Origin of the sequence: Rickettsia endosymbiont of Urophora cardui, from assembly GCF_964030725.1 — a bacterium.
Taxonomy (GTDB): Bacteria; Pseudomonadota; Alphaproteobacteria; order Rickettsiales; family Rickettsiaceae; genus Rickettsia.
This window is the reverse complement of record NZ_CAXIPY010000004.1, coordinates 573011-597022: the sequence shown is the minus strand read 5'-3', so window position 1 is coordinate 597022 and position 24012 is coordinate 573011. Positions and strand designations below refer to the sequence as shown.

The window sequence follows — 24012 nt, the reverse complement described above, 5'->3', positions numbered from 1 at the left end:
GGCAAAAACCATTGATAGAGAAGATTAACTCAATGGTGCACAGAGTATACTCTAAATCTTTAGATATAAAAAAATTAACAATAAAGCAATTACAAGAAATTGAGGATTTTTTAAATAATTTACCAAGAAAAGTGCTCGGTTATAAAACACCCAATGAGGTATGGGAAGAAAATATAAATCTGGCTTAATTAATACTGGAATTTACCATGTTTGAGAAATCTCCAAATCTTAAAGAAAAATTATGGGGAAGTGAGTTTTGGAGTAAAGGATATTTTATGAGCACAGTAGGTAAACATGGTGATGAGCAGAAATTACGTAATTATGTACAGAATCAAGGTTCAGGCAAACCTTCTTATAAAGCATTTCAACAAAAACAGTTAAAGCTTTTTGGATAGATACCTCGTAGCTCTGCTGCGGAGGAGCATCATTTACTACGTAATTTTCTTGCAATGACGATTTTGAAGTCTAACTAGTCCGTCCGCCAAAACTCTACAAGCCTTATAGATAATATGGTTTTAAGACAAGAAGTAATACAACAATCCGTAAGAAAATGATAAAATATGGTCATAAACCTTATGGATTTCAGTCAATGCCAATAGACAACATTATCAAATCGCAAGAACAAGGGAAACTGTTTGGTTATAAATTAAAAGAAGAATTAAACCCAAATAATAAGCTATATAAATTAAGAGAATTAATAAATTGGTCTAGGCTCGAAGAGTGGTTATCAAAAAATGTTTGTATTAAGAAATTTGGTAGAAATAGAAAATGTCATAGAGTGATGCTTGGCATAACGATGCTACAAGCAATGTATAATTTTTCAGATTCATTATCAGAGGAAGAGCTAAAAGAGAATATGTATTGGCAGTATTTCTGCGGGTGGGAATATATAGAAAAAGACATAGCTATCTCGGAAACTAGTATACGACGGTTTCGTAGTGTATTAGGTGAAGCTGGATATAATGAGATATTATCGGAGTTGATCAGGGTTGGGATAAAAACTAACACAATTAAAAAAAAAGATTTGGAATTAATCATCGCTGATACGACTGTACAAATTAAGAATATCAAACACCCACACGATGTTTATTTAATGGATAAAGCTAGGCTTAGCATAGTAAAGCTTTGCAACAGTTTGGGTATACATTTGAATGAAACATACGCTAGAACCTATAAACGCGATATAGTAAAGCTATGGAAATATAAAGAACATAGTAAAGCCAAGAAGCGTTGGAAAATAATGAAGCATTTAAAAATATTACTGGGTCGTTTGATTAGAGTATGTGAGCGTGAGATCAAAAATAAGCAATTAAACTTGTCTCTCAAAAATCAAGAAGTATTGCAAAAAATAAAACAAATACATAACCAATCTGTTTTAAAAAGAGAAGCTAAAAAGCAATATAAAGAAGATAACAAAGTATTATATAGTTTTCATGCCCCTGAAGTAGAGTGTATAGGAAAGGGAAAACGCAACAAGCCATATGAGTTTGGCAATAAAGTAGCGGTAGTAGTAAGTGGTCGTAGAAATTTTGTTTTATCCGCAAAATCGTTTCATAATAATCCTTATGATGGTCATACATTGCATCAGAGCTTTGAAGCAGTAGAGAGTGTCACTGGAATCAAGATAAAGAAATCATTTGTTGATCTTGGGTATAGTGGTAGCAATGTAAAGGAGAAGAGTAAGGTATATACCCCAAAAACGCGGAAGAAGTTGTTACAAGAGGACAAGTCTATGATCAAGAGACGCAGTGCCATAGAACCAATAATAGGTCACTTAAAGCAATATGGTCGGATGGGTAGAAACTTCTTGAAAGGTATGATAGGAGATATTATCAATCCAATAATCTCTGCTATTGGTTTGAATTTACGATGCATTGCAAATCATTTACAAATCGTGTCTAACTCCACATAAATCAAAAATATCATCATGCAAAAACTAGATGAACGATAAAAAATCGTTAACAATAGCTCCATATCAAAATTAGACCAACACAGAAATGTATCAGTAAAAATTAACATAACTTATTAATTTTTATTGAAAATCTTAGCAATTTGTTGTCAAAACTCTATCCCATTACAAATGATCAGGATTTGAAGTGTTTTTGGCGGATAGACTAACTAGTCCGTCCGCCAAAACTCTACAAGCCTTATAGATAATATGGTTTTAAGACAAGAAGTAATACAACAATCCGTAAGAAAATGATAAAATATGGTCATAAACCTTATGGATTTCAGTCAATGCCAATAGACAACATTATCAAATCGCAAGAACAAGGGAAACTGTTTGGTTATAAATTAAAAGAAGAATTAAACCCAAATAATAAGCTATATAAATTAAGAGAATTAATAAATTGGTCTAGGCTCGAAGAGTGGTTATCAAAAAATGTTTGTATTAAGAAATTTGGTAGAAATAGAAAATGTCATAGAGTGATGCTTGGCATAACGATGCTACAAGCAATGTATAATTTTTCAGATTCATTATCAGAGGAAGAGCTAAAAGAGAATATGTATTGGCAGTATTTCTGCGGGTGGGAATATATAGAAAAAGACATAGCTATCTCGGAAACTAGTATACGACGGTTTCGTAGTGTATTAGGTGAAGCTGGATATAATGAGATATTATCGGAGTTGATCAGGGTTGGGATAAAAACTAACACAATTAAAAAAAAAGATTTGGAATTAATCATCGCTGATACGACTGTACAAATTAAGAATATCAAACACCCACACGATGTTTATTTAATGGATAAAGCTAGGCTTAGCATAGTAAAGCTTTGCAACAGTTTGGGTATACATTTGAATGAAACATACGCTAGAACCTATAAACGCGATATAGTAAAGCTATGGAAATATAAAGAACATAGTAAAGCCAAGAAGCGTTGGAAAATAATGAAGCATTTAAAAATATTACTGGGTCGTTTGATTAGAGTATGTGAGCGTGAGATCAAAAATAAGCAATTAAACTTGTCTCTCAAAAATCAAGAAGTATTGCAAAAAATAAAACAAATACATAACCAATCTGTTTTAAAAAGAGAAGCTAAAAAGCAATATAAAGAAGATAACAAAGTATTATATAGTTTTCATGCCCCTGAAGTAGAGTGTATAGGAAAGGGAAAACGCAACAAGCCATATGAGTTTGGCAATAAAGTAGCGGTAGTAGTAAGTGGTCGTAGAAATTTTGTTTTATCCGCAAAATCGTTTCATAATAATCCTTATGATGGTCATACATTGCATCAGAGCTTTGAAGCAGTAGAGAGTGTCACTGGAATCAAGATAAAGAAATCATTTGTTGATCTTGGGTATAGTGGTAGCAATGTAAAGGAGAAGAGTAAGGTATATACCCCAAAAACGCGGAAGAAGTTGTTACAAGAGGACAAGTCTATGATCAAGAGACGCAGTGCCATAGAACCAATAATAGGTCACTTAAAGCAATATGGTCGGATGGGTAGAAACTTCTTGAAAGGTATGATAGGAGATATTATCAATCCAATAATCTCTGCTATTGGTTTGAATTTACGATGCATTGCAAATCATTTACAAATCGTGTCTAACTCCACATAAATCAAAAATATCATCATGCAAAAACTAGATGAACGATAAAAAATCGTTAACAATAGCTCCATATCAAAATTAGACCAACACAGAAATGTATCAGTAAAAATTAACATAACTTATTAATTTTTATTGAAAATCTTAGCAATTTGTTGTCAAAACTCTATCCCATTACAAATGATCAGGATTTGAAGTGTTTTTGGCGGATAGACTAACTAGTCCGTCCGCCAAAACTCTACAAGCCTTATAGATAATATGGTTTTAAGACAAGAAGTAATACAACAATCCGTAAGAAAATGATAAAATATGGTCATAAACCTTATGGATTTCAGTCAATGCCAATAGACAACATTATCAAATCGCAAGAACAAGGGAAACTGTTTGGTTATAAATTAAAAGAAGAATTAAACCCAAATAATAAGCTATATAAATTAAGAGAATTAATAAATTGGTCTAGGCTCGAAGAGTGGTTATCAAAAAATGTTTGTATTAAGAAATTTGGTAGAAATAGAAAATGTCATAGAGTGATGCTTGGCATAACGATGCTACAAGCAATGTATAATTTTTCAGATTCATTATCAGAGGAAGAGCTAAAAGAGAATATGTATTGGCAGTATTTCTGCGGGTGGGAATATATAGAAAAAGACATAGCTATCTCGGAAACTAGTATACGACGGTTTCGTAGTGTATTAGGTGAAGCTGGATATAATGAGATATTATCGGAGTTGATCAGGGTTGGGATAAAAACTAACACAATTAAAAAAAAAGATTTGGAATTAATCATCGCTGATACGACTGTACAAATTAAGAATATCAAACACCCACACGATGTTTATTTAATGGATAAAGCTAGGCTTAGCATAGTAAAGCTTTGCAACAGTTTGGGTATACATTTGAATGAAACATACGCTAGAACCTATAAACGCGATATAGTAAAGCTATGGAAATATAAAGAACATAGTAAAGCCAAGAAGCGTTGGAAAATAATGAAGCATTTAAAAATATTACTGGGTCGTTTGATTAGAGTATGTGAGCGTGAGATCAAAAATAAGCAATTAAACTTGTCTCTCAAAAATCAAGAAGTATTGCAAAAAATAAAACAAATACATAACCAATCTGTTTTAAAAAGAGAAGCTAAAAAGCAATATAAAGAAGATAACAAAGTATTATATAGTTTTCATGCCCCTGAAGTAGAGTGTATAGGAAAGGGAAAACGCAACAAGCCATATGAGTTTGGCAATAAAGTAGCGGTAGTAGTAAGTGGTCGTAGAAATTTTGTTTTATCCGCAAAATCGTTTCATAATAATCCTTATGATGGTCATACATTGCATCAGAGCTTTGAAGCAGTAGAGAGTGTCACTGGAATCAAGATAAAGAAATCATTTGTTGATCTTGGGTATAGTGGTAGCAATGTAAAGGAGAAGAGTAAGGTATATACCCCAAAAACGCGGAAGAAGTTGTTACAAGAGGACAAGTCTATGATCAAGAGACGCAGTGCCATAGAACCAATAATAGGTCACTTAAAGCAATATGGTCGGATGGGTAGAAACTTCTTGAAAGGTATGATAGGAGATATTATCAATCCAATAATCTCTGCTATTGGTTTGAATTTACGATGCATTGCAAATCATTTACAAATCGTGTCTAACTCCACATAAATCAAAAATATCATCATGCAAAAACTAGATGAACGATAAAAAATCGTTAACAATAGCTCCATATCAAAATTAGACCAACACAGAAATGTATCAGTAAAAATTAACATAACTTATTAATTTTTATTGAAAATCTTAGCAATTTGTTGTCAAAACTCTATCCCATTACAAATGATCAGGATTTGAAGTGTTTTTGGCGGATAGACTAACTACGCATGACTCCTTTTTTTATCACTATTTTTGGCTTAGGTTTTGCTTTTACTTTATTATTAGAAGCAAGTGTGACTTTAGGCTTGGTAGATGCTACGCTAAAGTGCTGATCTAATAACCCGATCATTTTCTGATCACGAGATCCAGCACTTCTACCGCCTGTAACAACTGCGATTAACGACTTACCGTTTCTTGAGGCAGTAGTAACTAAATTATAACCAGATGGATTAGTAAATCCTGTTTTTAGACCTTCAGCTCCTTGATAGTTTTTGGTAACATTATTATGTCCATTTCTTGTGTTACCACGAAATACAAAACTTGTTTTAGAAAATAATGAGTAATATTTAGGATAGTTTTTCTTAATTGCTAAAGCAAGCTTAGCCATATCTCTTGCGGTGGTTTGCTGCAACGGATCATGCAAACCTGAAGCATTCTTAAAATAGGTATTTTTCATCCCAAGTTGTTTAGCTTTGACATTCATTGCATGAGCAAAAGCTTTTTCTGAGCCTTTAAGATTTTCAGCTGCAACTACCGCAGCATCATTAGCAGAAGTTATAATTAACCCATTAATAGCATCTCTGACTGTTATAGTTTCACCTGCTTTTAAACCTAGCTTACAAGGAGGCATTTTTGCCGCTTTTTCTGATACGGTTAGCTTTTTATTTAATGATAGTTTACCTGTCTCAATTGACTCAAACATTAAATATAGCGTCATTAATTTAGTTAAAGAGGCGGGATACATCCGAACTTGTGAATTATGAGCATGCAAAACCTCGCCATTTTTTTCATTAATTACTAAACTAGTTTGAACGGGAATAGGAACTTTAGAAGAATTTTTTACAGCCTTTTTTGCTTCACTTACTTGGGTAAGTAAAGAAATGATAACAAAAATGTAAGGCAATAAAATTTTTCTAAACATCTTATATAGATAAAATATTATTAGAGTTTGGTCAAGATGAAATTATAACTTTACCGTCATTGCGAGGAGATGCGTAGCATCGACGCGGCAATCTTATGAAGCAGCATAGAACCCTGAGATTGCCACGCTCATTTAATCTCTCAGGGTTTAATTCCCCGAAGCTCTGCTTCGTGATATACTACTTGAATGGAAGAAAGCAGTTATATACATAAGAGTCATAATGTCACAGTACTAATATATCATTTAGTAACGCCGGCAAAGTATAGAAGAGTAATATTCAATCAAGAACTAGATGATTATTTGTGTAAAATTTGTGAGCACATAGAAGATTGTTATGAAATTAGATTTTTAGAAATAGGAGTAGATAAAGATCACGTACATTTTTTATTACAGTCAATACCAATGTATAGCCCAACAAAAATAACTCAAATCATAAAAAGTATTACTTCTAAGAAAATGTTTGAGAAATATCCAAATCTTAAAACCTGAATTCTGGATTAATCTAGGTTTGGAAGTAAGTATTTACAAGGGATAGAAGATACTCTATATAATTTTTAGCAAAAAAACAAGAGTATCCCCATGAAGAAAGATATTACTGCATTATTTTGTTTTGTCGATGATTTTTGTAAAATTAGCGAGCAGTGGATTAATAAATCATTTCTACCAATTAATTAATAAAAACCCTACAAGAAAGCCTGAAATAAGCTATTCTGAGCTGTTAACAATAGTGCTTTTATACCATCAATCACCCTGTAAAAACTTTAAATATTTTTATATGTCCTATCTACAATTATATAAATCAGACTTTGTAACTCTTCCATCATATACTCGTTTTATAGCTCTAAAACCAAGAGTTCTGAGTTATTTAGTTTTATTACTTGAATGGTATATGCAGGCAGCTCAATCTACGGGAGTTTCTTATATTGACGCCACATCTTTAGAGGTTTGTCATCGAAAAAGAATCTCTCGTAATAAAGTCTTTGCCGGTATTGCTGCTTTGGGTAAAACAACAAAAAGTTGGTTTTTTGGTCTAAAATTACATTTGGTTATTAACGAAAAAGGTGAGATTCAAGGTCTAAAACTAACGCCTGGTAATGTAGATGATAGAGCGCCGGTTTCGATAATCACCAAACATATCACGGGATTATTGTTTGGCGATAAGGGTTATATCAAACAGGAGCTCTTTGATGATCTATACAGCAAAGGAATCAAGTTAGTAACTGGAATAAGGTAAATTCCAGTATTAATTAAGCCAGATTTATATTTTCTTCCCATACCTCATTGGGTGTTTTATAACCGAGCACTTTTCTTGGTAAATTATTTAAAAAATCCTCAATTTCTTGTAATTGCTTTATTGTTAATTTTTTTATATCTAAAGATTTAGAGTATACTCTGTGCACCATTGAGTTAATCTTCTCTATCAATGGTTTTTGCCATGGAGAATAAGGATTGCAAAAATATACTTTTCGTTCAGATTTTGGCAATAGTTGTTCATGATTGGTAAATTCTTTGCCATTATCTAACGTTATGCTTTTGATTATATGCGACAATTGTTTAAGTTTTTTATTCATGTTACCAATCACATCTTGTGTTCTTTTTGAACGGTTTAAAGTGAGAAACACTTTTTGTGTTCTGATATCCACAAGAGCGCCTATATTACGACTTTGATTACCTTTGTTAAAAGTTAAATCACCTTCTAAATGACCTATTGCTGCTATCTTTCTATTTATCTCTGGTCTTTCAGTAATGGAAACTCGATTTGGTATTGTAATTCTTTTGTTTCTGATTCTTGTACCATGATGCAACCTATTTTTCCTTTTTCTTGCTAAAGATAAATATAATTTTTGCCTTTGTGCTATAGGAGATGTATAAATAAACTGGTATATACTCTCTGTAGAAATATTGACAGTATCTCGTGATAGTTTACGTCTACCTGAAATTATATCTGGTGAAATACCCTGTGTTAACTGCTTTATTATTTCTGCTCGTAAATTATTATCAATATCTAATTTTCTTTTTCTCTTACCTTGCCTTAAACTGCAAGCAAGTGTGTTAGCCCTATCTGGTCTATAATTATGCCTCATTCTCTTGAGTTCATAACATATAGTGCTTTTATCACGGCCAATCTTTGTCCCTATATATCGCGAGCTATAACCACTCTTATTCATTTCGTATATTTTAAATCTTTCATCTATCGTTAAATGAGCCATGATATATCTATATTTAAATGATGCTCCTCGTAGCTCTGCTGCGAGGAGCATCATTTATAGAACTTTCCTAAAGAAGAAAATGAAGAATAAACTTATGCCATTATTTGAAAAAATATTATTACGCAAACGCTCAATTATCGAAACAGTATTTAGTGTGCTGAAGGGTGCTTTCGAGATCGAACATACAAGACATAGATCAATTTGGAATGCCTTTGTACATATCTTATCCGCCCTAATTGCATACTGTATGAAACCTAACAAACCTGCTATATCTCAAAATTAGCTAATCCAGAATTCAGGTTTAAAGAAAAATTATGGGGAAGTGAGTTTTGGAGTAAAGGATATTTTATGAGCACAGTAGGTAAACATGGTGATGAGCAGAAATTACGTAATTATGTACAGAATCAAGGTTCAGGCAAACCCTCTTATAACCTGAATTCTGGATTAGCTAATTTTGAGATATAGCAGGTTTGTTAGGTTTCATACAGTATGCAATTAGGGCGGATAAGATATGTACAAAGGCATTCCAAATTGATCTATGTCTTGTATGTTCGATCTCGAAAGCACCCTTCAGCACACTAAATACTGTTTCGATAATTGAGCGTTTGCGTAATAATATTTTTTCAAATAATGGCATAAGTTTATTCTTCATTTTCTTCTTTATGCCAGTTACTAACTTGATTCCTTTGCTGTATAGATCATCAAAGAGCTCCTGTTTGATATAACCCTTATCGCCAAACAATGGAAAGTTCTATACAGGAGTTTCGCACTTAGCAAAATTGTGTATTAGTTAGAAGCCATTTAATGTTGTTCTGAATTGATGTTTTTATAACTTCCCAAGTTTGTTGATATAAAGTAATGTTTTCATTTATCCTCCTTTTGTTCATATCAAGCCAGGCCAATACAGCAAGGCAAATATGATTTCTTTGAGCTCGACCCGTGCGTGCCTGACAGCATTCAATACCACAAGTTTGTTTCAATTCTCGATGATAAACTTCTATAGACCAACGCGCCTTAACAATTTTCTCTATTTGCTCACGTGTAGGATTCTCTAAATTAGTTGTTATGTAATCAATGCGACCATTTTTTGCCACAAACTTAAATACCGTAACCCAACCGTATCCACGTAGGTGAATTTTTAGCCCTTCATCGGGAATCTCTAAAGTTTCCAAGCTAACATTACGATTAACTTTTCTATTTTTTCTTAGGTTGGTAACCCATATCCAACCTAAATTACGTATATGTTTTAAATTATCCAAACCACTATACCAAGCATCCATAACTATAGCATCAGGCTTGATACCTCTTTCTTTAGCTAAAGTAAGCATATCACAAAAATGCTCGTTCTTTGTTTTACCATCAGTTTCTTTATCATATATTCTATAATCTACAGGAGTAGATTGATCAATTTGAGTATTGTAATGCAGTAAGTTTACCATTCCTATACCAGGTATAACATCATGTACAGCCCCAGAATATTGATAATTTACAAGCTCGATCCTCTTACTGTATTGCTTTGACAATAAGGTGTCATCTCCTACTAATAAACAAGGATCTTCCAGATCAATATATTTTGACACTTTGCTATAGATTTCGCTAGGGCGAAAATCCTTACTCTTTAACCATCGACTTGCACTATCGTGCGATAGATCTAATGGACTTACTTCAGATAATGCTTTGCTAGTATATCTTACACTACTTGCTTGTAAGAATGATTTATATAAATCTTTGCTACATTTTGATCTTGTCATTTTTATCTAAAACTATTTTTCTCTAGATTAGCATATTATTTGCTAAGTGCGAAACTCCTGCTATAACTAAACAACCCTCAGCTATAAGCTGAGGGGTTATAAAGTGGAATCGATTAGAAATCGATCATCATTTACTGGCTCACCTTCTTGTTCATCAATATACTGCTGTATCATTTCGTCAGTAATATTACCTGAACTCACCGCCATATATCCTCTAGCCCAAAAATGATTACCCCAAAATTGTTTCCTTAAATGAGCAAATTCTTGCAATAATATTCTTGAGCTACTCCCTTTTAGATATTGTACAAGCTTACTTAAAGCCACTTGAGGACGGTATGAAATAAATATATGAACATGATCACAAGATACTTTACCTGAAATTATATATGCTTCATGTTCCATGCAAATTTGCCTTAATAAATCCCTGACTCTCTCAGTTACTTTTCCTACCAATGCTCTTTTTCTATACTTTGGTATCCATATAATATGTACTTTTAAATCATACTGGCTATGACTATTTTTTCTATAACTTCTCATATCTTTTTATCAATTCGTTGCTAAAGCAACTTCATTATATCTTCCCTTCGCCTGAAGGCGAGGGATTTTTTATCCCCGTAGGGGGACATTAATTAAGCCAGATATAATCAATGTTTAATCTCTCAGGGTTTAATTCCCCGAAGCTCTGCTTCGTGATATCATAAGAAACAACTAAAACTTTTTTAGATACCTCGTAGCTCTGCTGCGAGGAGCATCATTTAAATATAGATATATCATGGCTCATTTAACGATAGATGAAAGATTTAAAATATACGAAATGAATAAGAGTGGTTATAGCTCGCGATATATAGGGACAAAGATTGGCCGTGATAAAAGCACTATATGTTATGAACTCAAGAGAATGAGGCATAATTATAGACCAGATAGGGCTAACACACTTGCTTGCAGTTTAAGGCAAGGTAAGAGAAAAAGAAAATTAGATATTGATAATAATTTACGAGCAGAAATAATAAAGCAGTTAACACAGGGTATTTCACCAGATATAATTTCAGGTAGACGTAAACTATCACGAGATACTGTCAATATTTCTACAGAGAGTATATACCAGTTTATTTATACATCTCCTATAGCACAAAGGCAAAAATTATATTTATCTTTAGCAAGAAAAAGGAAAAATAGGTTGCATCATGGTACAAGAATCAGAAACAAAAGAATTACAATACCAAATCGAGTTTCCATTACTGAAAGACCAGAGATAAATAGAAAGATAGCAGCAATAGGTCATTTAGAAGGTGATTTAACTTTTAACAAAGGTAATCAAAGTCGTAATATAGGCGCTCTTGTGGATATCAGAACACAAAAAGTGTTTCTCACTTTAAACCGTTCAAAAAGAACACAAGATGTGATTGGTAACATGAATAAAAAACTTAAACAATTGTCGCATATAATCAAAAGCATAACGTTAGATAATGGCAAAGAATTTACCAATCATGAACAACTATTGCCAAAATCTGAACGAAAAGTATATTTTTGCAATCCTTATTCTCCATGGCAAAAACCATTGATAGAGAAGATTAACTCAATGGTGCACAGAGTATACTCTAAATCTTTAGATATAAAAAAATTAACAATAAAGCAATTACAAGAAATTGAGGATTTTTTAAATAATTTACCAAGAAAAGTGCTCGGTTATAAAACACCCAATGAGGTATGGGAAGAAAATATAAATCTGGCTTAATTAATACTGGAAGAGTCTTTTGCAATGATTGTGTAAATTTTTGTTGAGCCTATATTAGAAGTAATTAAAAATATAGGTAACAGAAATGCAAATAGAGAAGAATAAAAAAATAAATGAAGCAATAGATTTGCTGATAGAAGGCGGAGTAGATTTAAAAACAGTACTAAGTCAGAATGGAATGATGCTCCTCGCAGCAGAGCTACGAGGTATCTAAAAAAGTTTTAGTTGTTTCTTATGATATCACGAAGCAGAGCTTCGGGGAATTAAACCCTGAGAGATTAATTAAGGAATTAACCAAGGGTATTTTAGAGCGAGCACTGCATGCTGAGATGTCAGAACATTTAGGTTATAGCAAGTATGATAGAGCTGAAACTGAGAATGCGAGGAATGGTAGTTGGAAAGTTCTATAATTAATTAAGCCAGATATAATCAATTTTTAATCTCTCAGGGTTTAATTCCCCGAAGCTCTGCTTCGTGATATCATAAGAAACAACTAAAACTTTTTTAGATACCTCGTAGCTCTGCTGCGAGGAGCATCATTTAAATATAGATATATCATGGCTCATTTAACGATAGATGAAAGATTTAAAATATACGAAATGAATAAGAGTGGTTATAGCTCGCGATATATAGGGACAAAGATTGGCCGTGATAAAAGCACTATATGTTATGAACTCAAGAGAATGAGGCATAATTATAGACCAGATAGGGCTAACACACTTGCTTGCAGTTTAAGGCAAGGTAAGAGAAAAAGAAAATTAGATATTGATAATAATTTACGAGCAGAAATAATAAAGCAGTTAACACAGGGTATTTCACCAGATATAATTTCAGGTAGACGTAAACTATCACGAGATACTGTCAATATTTCTACAGAGAGTATATACCAGTTTATTTATACATCTCCTATAGCACAAAGGCAAAAATTATATTTATCTTTAGCAAGAAAAAGGAAAAATAGGTTGCATCATGGTACAAGAATCAGAAACAAAAGAATTACAATACCAAATCGAGTTTCCATTACTGAAAGACCAGAGATAAATAGAAAGATAGCAGCAATAGGTCATTTAGAAGGTGATTTAACTTTTAACAAAGGTAATCAAAGTCGTAATATAGGCGCTCTTGTGGATATCAGAACACAAAAAGTGTTTCTCACTTTAAACCGTTCAAAAAGAACACAAGATGTGATTGGTAACATGAATAAAAAACTTAAACAATTGTCGCATATAATCAAAAGCATAACGTTAGATAATGGCAAAGAATTTACCAATCATGAACAACTATTGCCAAAATCTGAACGAAAAGTATATTTTTGCAATCCTTATTCTCCATGGCAAAAACCATTGATAGAGAAGATTAACTCAATGGTGCACAGAGTATACTCTAAATCTTTAGATATAAAAAAATTAACAATAAAGCAATTACAAGAAATTGAGGATTTTTTAAATAATTTACCAAGAAAAGTGCTCGGTTATAAAACACCCAATGAGGTATGGGAAGAAAATATAAATCTGGCTTAATTAATACTGGAATTTACCCTATTAAAGCAGTAGCAGTAATTAAACCAAGACCAGGTATAGCTCTTAATCGTTGATATTGAGTTAGGTTACTTGCTATCATTGTTAATCGTTTTTCTATCTCTTTTATTTTTCTGTTATTATCTAAGAATTCTTCTTTTAGTTCACTAAATGTTTGATAACTTAACTGGCTTAATTTCCCTGCATCTAAAATCTCAATTAATTTTGTGATAACCTTATTAATGCCTTGAGGAACAATAAAACCAAACTCATGTAGTAGCCCCCTAATTTCATTAGCAAGTGCTGTACGATTTTTTACCAATCTCTCTCTTACCCTATGTATTGATAAAATTTCTTGTTGCTCTATAGTTTTAATTGCAACAAATCTCATATTAGGTCTTGTCACGGCTTCACATATCGCTTCAGCATCTGCTTGATCATTTTTATTAGTTTTAACATATGGTTTGACAAATTGCGGTGCCATTAGTTTTACTTCATGCCCTAATTTAGTTATTTCTCTTGCCCAATAACTAGAACCACCACAAGCTTCCATCCCTACCAGGAGTTTCGCACTTAGCAAATAATATGCTAATCTAGAGAAAAATAGTTTTAGATAAAAATGACAAGATCAAAATGTAGCAAAGATTTATATAAATCATTCTTACAAGCAAGTAGTGTAAGATATACTAGCAAAGCATTATCTGAAGTAAGTCCATTAGATCTATCGCACGATAGTGCAAGTCGATGGTTAAAGAGTAAGGATTTTCGCCCTAGCGAAATCTATAGCAAAGTGTCAAAATATATTGATCTGGAAGATCCTTGTTTATTAGTGGGAGATGACACCTTATTGTCAAAGCAATACAGTAAGAGGATCGAGCTTGTAAATTATCAATATTCTGGGGCTGTACATGATGTTATACCTGGTATAGGAATGGTAAACTTACTGCATTACAATACTCAAATTGATCAATCTACTCCTGTAGATTATAGAATATATGATAAAGAAACTGATGGTAAAACAAAGAACGAGCATTTTTGTGATATGCTTACTTTAGCTAAAGAAAGAGGTATCAAGCCTGATGCTATAGTTATGGATGCTTGGTATAGTGGTTTGGATAATTTAAAACATATACGTAATTTAGGTTGGATATGGGTTACCAACCTAAGAAAAAATAGACAGGAGTTTCGCACTTAGCAAATAATATGCTAATCTAGAGAAAAATAGTTTTAGATAAAAATGACAAGATCAAAATGTAGCAAAGATTTATATAAATCATTCTTACAAGCAAGTAGTGTAAGATATACTAGCAAAGCATTATCTGAAGTAAGTCCATTAGATCTATCGCACGATAGTGCAAGTCGATGGTTAAAGAGTAAGGATTTTCGCCCTAGCGAAATCTATAGCAAAGTGTCAAAATATATTGATCTGGAAGATCCTTGTTTATTAGTGGGAGATGACACCTTATTGTCAAAGCAATACAGTAAGAGGATCGAGCTTGTAAATTATCAATATTCTGGGGCTGTACATGATGTTATACCTGGTATAGGAATGGTAAACTTACTGCATTACAATACTCAAATTGATCAATCTACTCCTGTAGATTATAGAATATATGATAAAGAAACTGATGGTAAAACAAAGAACGAGCATTTTTGTGATATGCTTACTTTAGCTAAAGAAAGAGGTATCAAGCCTGATGCTATAGTTATGGATGCTTGGTATAGTGGTTTGGATAATTTAAAACATATACGTAATTTAGGTTGGATATGGGTTACCAACCTAAGAAAAAATAGAAAAGTTAATCGTAATGTTAGCTTGGAAACTTTAGAGATTCCCGATGAAGGGCTAAAAATTCACCTACGTGGATACGGTTGGGTTACGGTATTTAAGTTTGTGGCAAAAAATGGTCGCATTGATTACATATAGCTAACACGGCAATGTTTCTACCACAGATTAGGAACAACTTAGGCATTGATCAATAATTTTACGTAAACAGTTTTTAAAGTTAGTCCAGCAATGTTTAATAGGATTTAGATCTGGTGAATATGTGAGTAAATACAAAAACTATGGTAAAAACCTTTCCGCGTTAGCTATAACAACTAATTTAGAGAATCCTACACGTGAGCAAATAGAGAAAATTGTTAAGGCGCGTTGGTCTATAGAAGTTTATCATCGAGAATTGAAACAAACTTGTGGTATTGAATGCTGTCAGGCACGCACGGGTCGAGCTCAAAGAAATCATATTTGCCTTGCTGTATTGGCCTGGCTTGATATGAACAAAAGGAGGATAAATGAAAACATTACTTTATATCAACAAACTTGGGAAGTTATAAAAACATCAATTCAGAACAACATTAAATGGCTTCTAACTAATACACAATTTTGCTAAGTGCGAAACTCCTGATTACAAGAAATTGAGGATTTTTTAAATAATTTACCAAGAAAAGTGCTCGGTTATAAAACACCCAATGAGGTATGGGAAGAAAATATAAATCTGGCTTAATTAATACTGGAATTTACCCCTTATATGCGAAGGGTATGAGTGTGTCTGATATTAAAACACAATTGCAAGAATTATATGGAGCTGAGATCAGTGAGAGCCTAATCAGCAGGATTACAGATGAAGTAATAGATGAGGTCAAGATTTGGCAGAGTAGACCTCTTGAATCAGTATACCCTATAGTATATTTTGACTGTTTAGTAGTGAAAGTAAGACAAGATAAACTTATTATTAATAAATCAGTATATGTAGCTTTAGGAATAGATTTATCTGGCAGAAAGGATATTTTAGGCTTATGGATAAGTGAGAATGAAGGAGCTAAATTTTGGCTTGGTAATTTTACTGAAATGAAGAATCGAGGAGTAAAAGATATCTTCAGGAGTTTCGCACTTAGCAAAAAGTATGTTAATCTAGAGAAAAATAGTTTTAGATAAAAATGACAAGAACAAAATGTAGCAAGGACTTATATAAATCATTTTTACAAGCAAGTAGTGTCAGATATACTAGCAAGGCATTATCTGAAGTGAGTCCAGTAGATCTATCTCACGATAGTGCAAGTCGATGGTTAAAGAGTAAGGATTTTCGTCCTAGCGAAATCTATAAGGAAGTGTCAAAATATATAGATTGGGAAGCACCGTGTTTATTAGTGGGGGATGACACCTTATTATCAAAGCAATACAGTCAGAAGATTGAGCTTGTACGTTATCAATATTCTGGAGCTGTACATGATGTTATACCTGGTATAGGAATGGTAAACTTACTACATTACAATACTAAAATTGCTCAATCTACTCCCGTAGATTATAGAATATATGATAAAGACACTGATGGTAAAACAAAGAATGAGCATTTTTGTGATATGCTTACTTTAGCTAAAGAAAGAGGTCTCAATCCTGATGCCATAGTCATGGATGCTTGGTATAGCGGGTTGGAGAATTTAAAACATATACGTAATTTAGGCTGGCTATGGGTTACCACCCTAAGGAAAAATAGAAAAGTTAATCATAATGTTAGCTTGGAAAGTTTAGAGATACCCGATGAGGGGCTAAAAATTCACCTACGTGGATACGGTTGGGTTACGGTATTTAAGTTTGTGGCAAAGAATGGTCGCATTGATTACATAACAACGAACTTGGAAAATCCCACACGTGAGCAAATAGAGAAAATTGTTAAGGCACGTTGGTCTATAGAGGTTTATCATCGAGAATTAAAACAAACTTGTGGTATTGAACGCTGTCAGGCACGCACGGGCCGAGCTCAAAGAAATCATATTTGCCTTGCAGTATTTGCCTGGCTTGATATGAATAAAAGGAGGATAAATGAAAACATTACTTTATATCAACAAACTTGGGAAGTTATAAAAACATCAATTCAAAACAATATCAGATGGCTTTTAACTGTAGAAGTTAAGATTTGATCTTACAGACACTATAAATTTTGCCCCTGATTGTCAGTTAAATTTTGACTGTCAGATACATATTCAAGATACAAGATTTCATTATTCTTTTCAACAGCTAATTTCTTACTATCCTTAAAAGTTTGCATAGGAGTTTTTCCATAACAATATTTACCAGAATGAGGTCTTTCATTATTGAAATACTCTAGCCAGATATCAAGATCTAATTGTAGGTCATCAAGAGCTGTATAAATCTTTTTCCGCATAGCTGTATCAAAGAATTCTTGTTTCATGGTTTTATTAAAACGCTCACACATACCGTTTGTTTGAGGAGAATATGCTTTAGTAGTAGTATGCTCTATACCTTCGATACTTAGAAATAATTCAAAAGCATGATGCTCTATATTCCCCTTATATTCTGACCCACGATCTGTCAGAATACGAAGTATTGGTATCCCTTGAGTCTCATACCATGGTAACACTCGGTCATTAAGCATATCAGCAGCAGTTAAAGCTGTTTTATCAGTATATAGTTTAACATCAGCTACTCTGCTGTAGCTATCAATAAATACCTGAGAATAAACCTTACCTATACCCTTAAAGTTGCCTACATAATATGTATCTTGGCATCCTAGATACCCTGGATGCTGTGTCTCAATTTCTCCATGAGCTTCTTTTTCATTACGACGCTTCTCTAGCACTTGTAATTGTGCCTCAGTAAGCACAATACCATCTTGAGCCATTTTTGCTTCTAATGCTTTAAGTCTTTTACTGATGTTGTTTAAATCATTACGTAACCAAATTGATCTTACTCCCCCAGGTGATACAAGTACACCTGTCTTTTTAAGCTCATTTGATACTCTTAGCTGACCATATGCTGGATATTCTATTGCCATATCTAGTACTGCTTTCTCTACAGCAGGATCAACTCTATTCGCTATTATTGGCTTTCTTCGACTAATTTCATACAACGCTTCTTCGCCACCAGTTTCATACAGTTCTTTAAATCTGTAATAACTATCTCTACTATATCCCATCGCTTTACATGCTGATGATATACTACCAAGGCTCTTAGCTAATTCAAGTAAACCTAATTTTGGTTTTATTATTTTTTGATTTAAGTTCATTCTTTATCTCCATTTAATAATTAATTTATTTTACTAAATGTAAGATATAATCTCAACTATTACATTTTAACTGATTCGCAACTTTGCTAAGTGCGAAACTCCTGCCTACTAAACATTGTGGTAAATTAGCCATAAATGTCAAAACCTGATCTCTCATCAATTTTTTCTTTAATACTGTCTTGCCATTTTTATCTACACCATGAATTTGAAAAATTCTTTTTGCAATATCTATACCAATTGTAGTAACCTCCATATGGACCTCCTTAATTGTTGTTTTAATATGTTAAATATTAACCCTAGAAGATTAGCAACTGCTTTTCATTCTCTATATCAGGAGGTCCATACCATTAGTCCATTATATTCTAATATAGGCTCAACAAAAATTTACACAATCATTGCAAAAGACTCTAAATGTTTGATGTAAATAAAATTATCTATTTAACAAATCCCCTAATTGGCAGAAATATTTATATTGACACTTACACTAGTTTCGAGCCTTACATTATGGACTTTCTAAAGTTTTTAGAAAGCCTAACTAATTACACCTATTTCATGACGTTTTACCTTGAGCTTAAGCTCCTCAAGGTTAAATCTAATATCAATCACAGCTCCACCTGTCTCTCTATTTGCAATATCTAAAACACCGCAATGTTCTTCGACTATTCTTTTAACGATAGCAAGCCCCACTCCCATACCTTTACTTCTAGTGGTTACATAGCTTTCAGTAGCCTTACCTATTAGCTCAGGCGGGAACCCTCTGCCGTTATCTAGGACTGTAATATTGATAAATTGCTCACTCGTATTTATATTAACTTTTATTGCTGCTTGATTACTTCCCTCTAATGATTCTTCAGCATTTTTAAGTAAATTTATCATTACTTGATTTATTTGAGTAGTATCACACGTAAAATTAAATTGATCTACATTAGTTTCAAAACTATAGGAAATATTATCATTAAGTAATTTACGTGCTTCTACAATATTATTAATTACATAAATCAAATCACAATTGGTAAATTTAGGTGCAGGAAGACGAGCAAAAAGAACAAACTCAGATACAATATTTTTAATATCATTAGTATGGCGAATAATCATTTTTAAATAATTCTCAAACTCTGCCCTTTCTTTAATTTCAGGGCTAAATTTTTTAAGCAATCTTTCAGAAGCAAGCAAAATAGGTGTTAACGGATTTTTAATTTCATGTGCTACTTTTTTTGCTACATCCGACCAAGCTAATGCCCGTTGTGCTATCACTAAATCCCTTTGTTGGCGTAAAAGCTGCTTAATCATTCTATTAAATGCAGCATAAAGCGTTCCTATTTCGTCTTTATCTACTTCATTCTCTGGGACTTGCACTGTTAGATCACCGCTTTTTACTTTATCGGTTGCAATAACCAGCTTTTTAATTGGGTTTACTATTTTAGCAGTAACTATAACCCCAAAACTTATCGCTATTAAAAGAAGTAATAAGGCTATAAAGATAAAAATAATTGAGAATTTTATTTGTATATTCCCTATCTGGTTTTTAAGACGATGATACTCTGCTGCCGCTCCATTAGTTGCATCTATATGATCAATAATTTTATTATCAATTGACCTACCAACTAGTAAATACACATCATTATATTCTTTTAACTTAATCAACATTCTTATTTTAGTTGGATCAGATTTTACTTCTACCGGCTCACACGAATCTGCCTTTTTAATTAGATGGGCAGGAATAGTTGCAAATGATAGAGAAAAACTTAAATAGCTATTAGCAATTATTGTATTAGTCGACTTATTTAACACTATTGCTTCATCAAGCGATCTCATTTCTGCTTCGGTGTTTAATGTTGTAGTAAATAAAGCGGGATTATGAATTAAATCATAATACATATCACTTAAATCCTCAGCAACAGCAAGTGCTGTCTCTCGTAACAGCACTTTATGTTCAGCAATATAAGAATCACCAACCATTATAGATTGATCAAGTACCACAGAAATTTTTCGATCGAACCAAGCTTGAATACTAAGATTTAAAAAATAAGCAGAAGATATTGAAACGATTATAGTGGGAATAGCAGCAGCTAGACTAAACGCAACTACTATACGATTTTGTAACTTAGAAGTATTTTGATCGCTATTTTTAAAGAAAAAACTTTGGAAAAATTTGCGAGTTAATAATATGCCAAGAATTAAGAAAATTATTAAATCAATTAGTAAAAACCAAATCACTTTACTAGCATTAACTGCACCATTTTTTGTGCCGATAGATATTGTGTAATAAGTGAAATAAGAGAAAATAATAGCTATTGCGACTAAAATACCTATAAATCTTTTACTATAGAGATATTTAAATAAAAATATTTTTAATTTCGGCATCTTGCTATCTTAAAATCTTAATTCGTTTGTTATTTTAACGTGTTGCATGGCTCGTAAATCGTCATTGCGAGCGACCAAAGGAAGCGTGGCAATCTCATGAATTAGAACTCCTAAGATTGCCACGTCAAGGCTTCGCCTCTTCCTCGCAATGTGACGACTCTCCATCCACGCAAGCGAGTCTTATAGCTTAATCCATTAAGATACTGACACTAAATTTGTGTGATGCCTTATTATATGACATATTAAACATTACCACCATGTAAGGACCTTAGTGAAATAAGCTATACGCAGGAATAACATTGACTATGATAACAAAAAAAGCTAGAAATACTACTATTTCTAGCTTTTATGCTTTCTAATAAATGAAGATGGTAATATAATGGACTGAAAAAATTGGACAAAAAAATGAAGGAGTGTGTTTCCGCAATAAGTTAGAATAAATAGCAATAAACTTAAGAGGAAAGATGAAGAAAAATAAGTTGATGAACGAACATTAGATGTAATAGTTGAGATTATATCTTACATTTAGTAAAATAGGTAGTCTATCCGCCAAAAACACTTCAAATCCTGATCATTTGTAATGGGATAGAGTTTTGACAACAAATTGCTAAGATTTTCAATAAAAATTAATAAGTTATGTTAATTTTTACTGATACATTTCTGTGTTGGTCTAATTTTGATATGGAGCTATTGTTAACGATTTTTTATCGTTCATCTAGTTTTTGCATGATGATATTTTTGATTTATGTGGAGTTAGACACGATTTGTAAATGATTTGCAATGCATCGTAAATTCAAACCAATAGCAGAGATTATTGGATTGATAATATCTCCTATCATACCTTTCAAGAAGTTTCTACCCATCCGACCATATTGCTTTAAGTGACCTATTATTGGCAGGAGTTTCGCACTTAGCAAAAAGTATGTTAATCTAGAGAAAAATAGTTTTAGATAAAAATGACAAGAACAAAATGTAGCAAGGACTTATATAAATCATTTTTACAAGCAAGTAGTGTCAGATATACTAGCAAGGCATTATCTGAAGTGAGTCCAGTAGATCTATCTCACGATAGTGCAAGTCGATGGTTAAAGAGTAAGGATTTTCGTCCTAGCGAAATCTATAAGGAAGTGTCAAAATATATAGATTGGGAAGCACCGTGTTTATTAGTGGGGGATGACACCTTATTATCAAAGCAATACAGTCAGAAGATTGAGCTTGTACGTTATCAATATTCTGGAGCTGTACATGATGTTATACCTGGTATAGGAATGGTAAACTTACTACATTACAATACTAAAATTGCTCAATCTACTCCCGTAGATTATAGAATATATGATAAAGACACTGATGGTAAAACAAAGAATGAGCATTTTTGTGATATGCTTACTTTAGCTAAAGAAAGAGGTCTCAATCCTGATGCCATAGTCATGGATGCTTGGTATAGCGGGTTGAAGAATTTAAAACATATACGTAATTTAGGCTGGCTATGGGTTACCACCCTAAGGAAAAATAGAAAAGTTAATCATAATGTTAGCTTGGAAAGTTTAGAGATACCCGATGAGGGGCTAAAAATTCACCTACGTGGATACGGTTGGGTTACGGTATTTAAGTTTGTGGCAAAGAATGGTCGCATTGATTACATAACAACGAACTTGGACAATCCCACACGTGAGCAAATAGAGAAAATTGTTAAGGCACGTTGGTCTATAGAGGTTTATCATCGAGAATTAAAACAAACTTGTGGTATTGAACGCTGTCAGGCACGCACGGGCCGAGCTCAAAGAAATCATATTTGCCTTGCAGTATTTGCCTGGCTTGATATGAATAAAAGGAGGATAAATGAAAACATTACTTTATATCAACAAACTTGGGAAGTTATAAAATGTAATAGTTGAGATTATATCTTACATTTAGTAAAATAAATTAATTATTAAATGGAGATAAAGAATGAACTTAAATCAAAAAATAATAAAACCAAAATTAGGTTTACTTGAATTAGCTAAGAGCCTTGGTAGTATATCATCAGCATGTAAAGCGATGGGATATAGTAGAGATAGTTATTACAGATTTAAAGAACTGTATGAAACTGGTGGCGAAGAAGCGTTGTATGAAATTAGTCGAAGAAAGCCAATAATAGCGAATAGAGTTGATCCTGCTGTAGAGAAAGCAGTACTAGATATGGCAATAGAATATCCAGCATATGGTCAGCTAAGAGTATCAAATGAGCTTAAAAAGACAGGTGTACTTGTATCACCTGGGGGAGTAAGATCAATTTGGTTACGTAATGATTTAAACAACATCAGTAAAAGACTTAAAGCATTAGAAGCAAAAATGGCTCAAGATGGTATTGTGCTTACTGAGGCACAATTACAAGTGCTAGAGAAGCGTCGTAATGAAAAAGAAGCTCATGGAGAAATTGAGACACAGCATCCAGGATATCTAGGATGCCAAGATACATATTATGTAGGCAACTTTAAGGGTATAGGTAAGGTTTATTCTCAGGTATTTATTGATAGCTACAGCAGAGTAGCTGATGTTAAACTATATACTGATAAAACAGCTTTAACTGCTGCTGATATGCTTAATGACCGAGTGTTACCATGGTATGAGACTCAAGGGATACCAATACTTCGTATTCTGACAGATCGTGGGTCAGAATATAAGGGGAATATAGAGCATCATGCTTTTGAATTATTTCTAAGTATCGAAGGTATAGAGCATACTACTACTAAAGCATATTCTCCTCAAACAAACGGTATGTGTGAGCGTTTTAATAAAACCATGAAACAAGAATTCTTTGATACAGCTATGCGGAAAAAGATTTATACAGCTCTTGATGACCTACAATTAGATCTTGATATCTGGCTAGAGTATTTCAATAATGAAAGACCTCATTCTGGTAAATATTGTTATGGAAAAACTCCTATGCAAACTTTTAAGGATAGTAAGAAATTAGCTGTTGAAAAGAATAATGAAATCTTGTATCTTGAATATGTATCTGACAGTCAAAATTTAACTGACAATCAGGGGCAAAATTTATAGTGTCTGTAAGATCAAATCTTAACTTCTACATAT

At 32.9% G+C, this 24012-nt stretch carries 21 protein-coding genes and 10 pseudogenes; 21 read left to right on the top strand and 10 right to left on the bottom strand.

The window, feature by feature from the left end; all coding sequences use genetic code 11:
* From AAHI98_RS06400 to AAHI98_RS06380, 5 genes and pseudogenes are all read left to right on the top strand, one after another.
* A pseudogene (locus AAHI98_RS06400) lies at positions 1 to 188 on the top strand (IS30 family transposase); the annotation flags it as partial.
* A gap of 18 nt (positions 189 to 206) precedes the next feature.
* On the top strand, positions 207 to 395 hold the full coding sequence (locus tag AAHI98_RS06395) for a transposase (RefSeq protein WP_342225357.1): 189 nt from the start codon (positions 207 to 209) through the stop codon (positions 393 to 395).
* Between the two features lie 155 nt (positions 396 to 550).
* A complete protein-coding gene (locus AAHI98_RS06390; protein ID WP_342224717.1) occupies positions 551 to 1912 on the top strand; it encodes an IS5 family transposase in 1362 nt (453 codons plus the stop codon).
* 287 nt (positions 1913 to 2199) lie between these two features.
* Entirely contained in the window at positions 2200 to 3561 is a 1362-nt protein-coding gene (locus tag AAHI98_RS06385) for an IS5 family transposase (RefSeq protein ID WP_342224717.1), read from the top strand.
* A 287-nt stretch (positions 3562 to 3848) separates the two neighbouring features.
* Positions 3849 to 5210 carry an IS5 family transposase gene (locus AAHI98_RS06380; protein ID WP_342224717.1) on the top strand — a complete coding sequence of 454 codons (1362 nt, stop codon included), beginning with the start codon at positions 3849 to 3851 and terminating at the stop codon, positions 5208 to 5210.
* 202 nt (positions 5211 to 5412) lie between these two features.
* Here AAHI98_RS06380 and AAHI98_RS06375 read toward each other — a convergent pair whose 3' ends face one another.
* Positions 5413 to 6336: a D-alanyl-D-alanine carboxypeptidase family protein gene (locus tag AAHI98_RS06375; protein ID WP_342225356.1), complete on the bottom strand. Its 924-nt coding sequence runs from the start codon at positions 6334 to 6336 to the stop codon at positions 5413 to 5415.
* Between the two features lie 186 nt (positions 6337 to 6522).
* Here AAHI98_RS06375 and tnpA (AAHI98_RS06370) point away from each other — a divergent pair, with 186 nt between their 5' ends.
* Both tnpA (AAHI98_RS06370) and AAHI98_RS06365 read left to right on the top strand, forming a co-directional pair.
* The gene (gene tnpA, locus AAHI98_RS06370; protein WP_342225355.1) at positions 6523 to 6825 is read left to right on the top strand and encodes an IS200/IS605 family transposase; all 303 of its coding nucleotides are present in this window, start codon (positions 6523 to 6525) and stop codon (positions 6823 to 6825) included.
* A 90-nt stretch (positions 6826 to 6915) separates the two neighbouring features.
* Positions 6916 to 7567 (top strand): annotated as a pseudogene (locus AAHI98_RS06365) (IS982 family transposase); the annotation flags it as partial.
* Between the two features lie 16 nt (positions 7568 to 7583).
* Here AAHI98_RS06365 and AAHI98_RS06360 read toward each other — a convergent pair.
* Positions 7584 to 8546: an IS30 family transposase gene (locus AAHI98_RS06360; protein ID WP_342224646.1), complete on the bottom strand. Its 963-nt coding sequence runs from the start codon at positions 8544 to 8546 to the stop codon at positions 7584 to 7586.
* On the opposite strand from AAHI98_RS06360, the gene AAHI98_RS06355 reads away from it, so the two are divergent.
* Both AAHI98_RS06355 and AAHI98_RS06350 read left to right on the top strand, forming a co-directional pair.
* Positions 8545 to 8829: a transposase gene (locus AAHI98_RS06355; RefSeq protein WP_342225354.1), complete on the top strand. Its 285-nt coding sequence runs from the start codon at positions 8545 to 8547 to the stop codon at positions 8827 to 8829. The two genes, AAHI98_RS06360 and AAHI98_RS06355, sit on opposite strands and share 2 nt — an antisense overlap.
* Positions 8830 to 8849: 20 nt before the next feature.
* Positions 8850 to 9011 (top strand): annotated as a pseudogene (locus AAHI98_RS06350) (transposase); the annotation flags it as partial.
* Here AAHI98_RS06350 and AAHI98_RS06345 read toward each other — a convergent pair.
* The 3 genes and pseudogenes from AAHI98_RS06345 to tnpA (AAHI98_RS06335) form a co-directional block, all read right to left on the bottom strand.
* Positions 8995 to 9288, bottom strand: a pseudogene (locus AAHI98_RS06345) (transposase); the annotation flags it as partial. The pseudogenes AAHI98_RS06350 and AAHI98_RS06345 sit on opposite strands and share 17 nt — an antisense overlap.
* Before the next feature lie 28 nt (positions 9289 to 9316).
* Positions 9317 to 10297 (bottom strand): IS701 family transposase, encoded by a 981-nt coding sequence (locus AAHI98_RS06340; protein WP_342224656.1) that lies wholly within the window; start codon positions 10295 to 10297, stop codon positions 9317 to 9319.
* A gap of 96 nt (positions 10298 to 10393) precedes the next feature.
* Entirely contained in the window at positions 10394 to 10834 is a 441-nt protein-coding gene (tnpA, locus tag AAHI98_RS06335; RefSeq protein ID WP_342224764.1) for an IS200/IS605 family transposase, read from the bottom strand.
* Between the two features lie 235 nt (positions 10835 to 11069).
* Here tnpA (AAHI98_RS06335) and AAHI98_RS06330 point away from each other — a divergent pair, with 235 nt between their 5' ends.
* The 4 genes and pseudogenes from AAHI98_RS06330 to AAHI98_RS06320 all read left to right on the top strand — a co-directional run bounded on the left by AAHI98_RS06330 (position 11070) and on the right by AAHI98_RS06320 (position 13552).
* Positions 11070 to 12032 (top strand): IS30 family transposase, encoded by a 963-nt coding sequence (locus AAHI98_RS06330; protein ID WP_342224646.1) that lies wholly within the window; start codon positions 11070 to 11072, stop codon positions 12030 to 12032.
* Positions 12033 to 12117: 85 nt separating this feature from the next.
* Positions 12118 to 12246, top strand: a complete 129-nt coding sequence (locus AAHI98_RS06325) for a hypothetical protein (protein WP_342224793.1) — start codon at positions 12118 to 12120, stop codon at positions 12244 to 12246.
* 25 nt (positions 12247 to 12271) lie between these two features.
* Positions 12272 to 12430 (top strand): annotated as a pseudogene (locus AAHI98_RS18120) (transposase); the annotation flags it as partial.
* Between the two features lie 159 nt (positions 12431 to 12589).
* Positions 12590 to 13552, top strand: a complete 963-nt coding sequence (locus AAHI98_RS06320) for an IS30 family transposase (RefSeq protein ID WP_342224646.1) — start codon at positions 12590 to 12592, stop codon at positions 13550 to 13552.
* Positions 13553 to 13571: 19 nt separating this feature from the next.
* Here AAHI98_RS06320 and AAHI98_RS06315 read toward each other — a convergent pair.
* A pseudogene (locus tag AAHI98_RS06315) lies at positions 13572 to 14111 on the bottom strand (IS110 family RNA-guided transposase); the annotation flags it as partial.
* A 57-nt stretch (positions 14112 to 14168) separates the two neighbouring features.
* Here AAHI98_RS06315 and AAHI98_RS06310 point away from each other — a divergent pair.
* From AAHI98_RS06310 to AAHI98_RS06290, 6 genes and pseudogenes are all read left to right on the top strand, one after another.
* Positions 14169 to 14729: pseudogene (locus AAHI98_RS06310) on the top strand (transposase); the annotation flags it as partial.
* 57 nt (positions 14730 to 14786) lie between these two features.
* Positions 14787 to 15470 (top strand): annotated as a pseudogene (locus AAHI98_RS06305) (IS701 family transposase); the annotation flags it as partial.
* A 58-nt stretch (positions 15471 to 15528) separates the two neighbouring features.
* Positions 15529 to 15939, top strand: a complete 411-nt coding sequence (locus tag AAHI98_RS06300; RefSeq protein WP_458693694.1) for a transposase — start codon at positions 15529 to 15531, stop codon at positions 15937 to 15939.
* A 15-nt stretch (positions 15940 to 15954) separates the two neighbouring features.
* Positions 15955 to 16053, top strand: a pseudogene (locus tag AAHI98_RS18555) (IS30 family transposase); the annotation flags it as partial.
* 11 nt (positions 16054 to 16064) lie between these two features.
* Positions 16065 to 16484, top strand: a pseudogene (locus tag AAHI98_RS06295) (IS256 family transposase); the annotation flags it as partial.
* Positions 16485 to 16486: 2 nt separating this feature from the next.
* Positions 16487 to 17467 carry an IS701 family transposase gene (locus AAHI98_RS06290; RefSeq protein WP_342225351.1) on the top strand — a complete coding sequence of 327 codons (981 nt, stop codon included), beginning with the start codon at positions 16487 to 16489 and terminating at the stop codon, positions 17465 to 17467.
* Between the two features lie 11 nt (positions 17468 to 17478).
* Here the strand turns inward: AAHI98_RS06290 and AAHI98_RS06285 are convergent, their stop codons facing one another.
* The 4 genes from AAHI98_RS06285 to AAHI98_RS06270 all read right to left on the bottom strand — a co-directional run bounded on the left by AAHI98_RS06285 (position 17479) and on the right by AAHI98_RS06270 (position 21854).
* Positions 17479 to 18573, bottom strand: a complete 1095-nt coding sequence (locus tag AAHI98_RS06285) for an IS481 family transposase (protein WP_342224693.1) — start codon at positions 18571 to 18573, stop codon at positions 17479 to 17481.
* Between the two features lie 52 nt (positions 18574 to 18625).
* Complete coding sequence (locus tag AAHI98_RS06280; RefSeq protein ID WP_410526203.1) at positions 18626 to 18826, bottom strand: hypothetical protein; 201 nt, start codon at positions 18824 to 18826, stop codon at positions 18626 to 18628.
* A gap of 278 nt (positions 18827 to 19104) precedes the next feature.
* Entirely contained in the window at positions 19105 to 20937 is a 1833-nt protein-coding gene (locus tag AAHI98_RS06275; protein ID WP_342225350.1) for a sensor histidine kinase NtrY-like, read from the bottom strand.
* Between the two features lie 743 nt (positions 20938 to 21680).
* Entirely contained in the window at positions 21681 to 21854 is a 174-nt protein-coding gene (locus AAHI98_RS06270) for a hypothetical protein (RefSeq protein WP_342225349.1), read from the bottom strand.
* 39 nt (positions 21855 to 21893) lie between these two features.
* Here AAHI98_RS06270 and AAHI98_RS06265 point away from each other — a divergent pair, with 39 nt between their 5' ends.
* Together AAHI98_RS06265 and AAHI98_RS06260 are read left to right on the top strand one after the other, a co-directional pair.
* Positions 21894 to 22832, top strand: coding sequence for an IS701 family transposase (locus AAHI98_RS06265; protein ID WP_342225348.1), 939 nt, complete (start codon positions 21894 to 21896; stop codon positions 22830 to 22832).
* Between the two features lie 52 nt (positions 22833 to 22884).
* Positions 22885 to 23979, top strand: coding sequence for an IS481 family transposase (locus AAHI98_RS06260; protein WP_342224693.1), 1095 nt, complete (start codon positions 22885 to 22887; stop codon positions 23977 to 23979).
* The last annotated feature ends 33 nt before the right edge of the window (positions 23980 to 24012 follow it).

What these genes read in the sequence shown, in the direction of transcription:
- AAHI98_RS06395 (WP_342225357.1), top strand. Translation starts at nt 207, where the DNA reads ATGTTTGAGAAATCTCCAAATCTTAAAGAAAAATTATGGGGAAGTGAG.
- AAHI98_RS06390 (WP_342224717.1), top strand. Translation starts at nt 551, where the DNA reads ATGATAAAATATGGTCATAAACCTTATGGATTTCAGTCAATGCCAATA.
- AAHI98_RS06385 (WP_342224717.1), top strand. Translation starts at nt 2,200, where the DNA reads ATGATAAAATATGGTCATAAACCTTATGGATTTCAGTCAATGCCAATA.
- AAHI98_RS06380 (WP_342224717.1), top strand. Translation starts at nt 3,849, where the DNA reads ATGATAAAATATGGTCATAAACCTTATGGATTTCAGTCAATGCCAATA.
- AAHI98_RS06375 (WP_342225356.1), bottom strand. Translation starts at nt 6,336, where the DNA reads ATGTTTAGAAAAATTTTATTGCCTTACATTTTTGTTATCATTTCTTTA.
- tnpA (WP_342225355.1), top strand. Translation starts at nt 6,523, where the DNA reads ATGGAAGAAAGCAGTTATATACATAAGAGTCATAATGTCACAGTACTA.
- AAHI98_RS06355 (WP_342225354.1), top strand. Translation starts at nt 8,545, where the DNA reads ATGATATATCTATATTTAAATGATGCTCCTCGTAGCTCTGCTGCGAGG.
- AAHI98_RS06360 (WP_342224646.1), bottom strand. Translation starts at nt 8,546, where the DNA reads ATGGCTCATTTAACGATAGATGAAAGATTTAAAATATACGAAATGAAT.
- AAHI98_RS06340 (WP_342224656.1), bottom strand. Translation starts at nt 10,297, where the DNA reads ATGACAAGATCAAAATGTAGCAAAGATTTATATAAATCATTCTTACAA.
- tnpA (WP_342224764.1), bottom strand. Translation starts at nt 10,834, where the DNA reads ATGAGAAGTTATAGAAAAAATAGTCATAGCCAGTATGATTTAAAAGTA.
- AAHI98_RS06330 (WP_342224646.1), top strand. Translation starts at nt 11,070, where the DNA reads ATGGCTCATTTAACGATAGATGAAAGATTTAAAATATACGAAATGAAT.
- AAHI98_RS06325 (WP_342224793.1), top strand. Translation starts at nt 12,118, where the DNA reads ATGCAAATAGAGAAGAATAAAAAAATAAATGAAGCAATAGATTTGCTG.
- AAHI98_RS06320 (WP_342224646.1), top strand. Translation starts at nt 12,590, where the DNA reads ATGGCTCATTTAACGATAGATGAAAGATTTAAAATATACGAAATGAAT.
- AAHI98_RS06290 (WP_342225351.1), top strand. Translation starts at nt 16,487, where the DNA reads ATGACAAGAACAAAATGTAGCAAGGACTTATATAAATCATTTTTACAA.
- AAHI98_RS06285 (WP_342224693.1), bottom strand. Translation starts at nt 18,573, where the DNA reads ATGAACTTAAATCAAAAAATAATAAAACCAAAATTAGGTTTACTTGAA.
- AAHI98_RS06280 (WP_410526203.1), bottom strand. Translation starts at nt 18,826, where the DNA reads ATGGAGGTTACTACAATTGGTATAGATATTGCAAAAAGAATTTTTCAA.
- AAHI98_RS06275 (WP_342225350.1), bottom strand. Translation starts at nt 20,937, where the DNA reads ATGCCGAAATTAAAAATATTTTTATTTAAATATCTCTATAGTAAAAGA.
- AAHI98_RS06265 (WP_342225348.1), top strand. Translation starts at nt 21,894, where the DNA reads ATGACAAGAACAAAATGTAGCAAGGACTTATATAAATCATTTTTACAA.
- AAHI98_RS06260 (WP_342224693.1), top strand. Translation starts at nt 22,885, where the DNA reads ATGAACTTAAATCAAAAAATAATAAAACCAAAATTAGGTTTACTTGAA.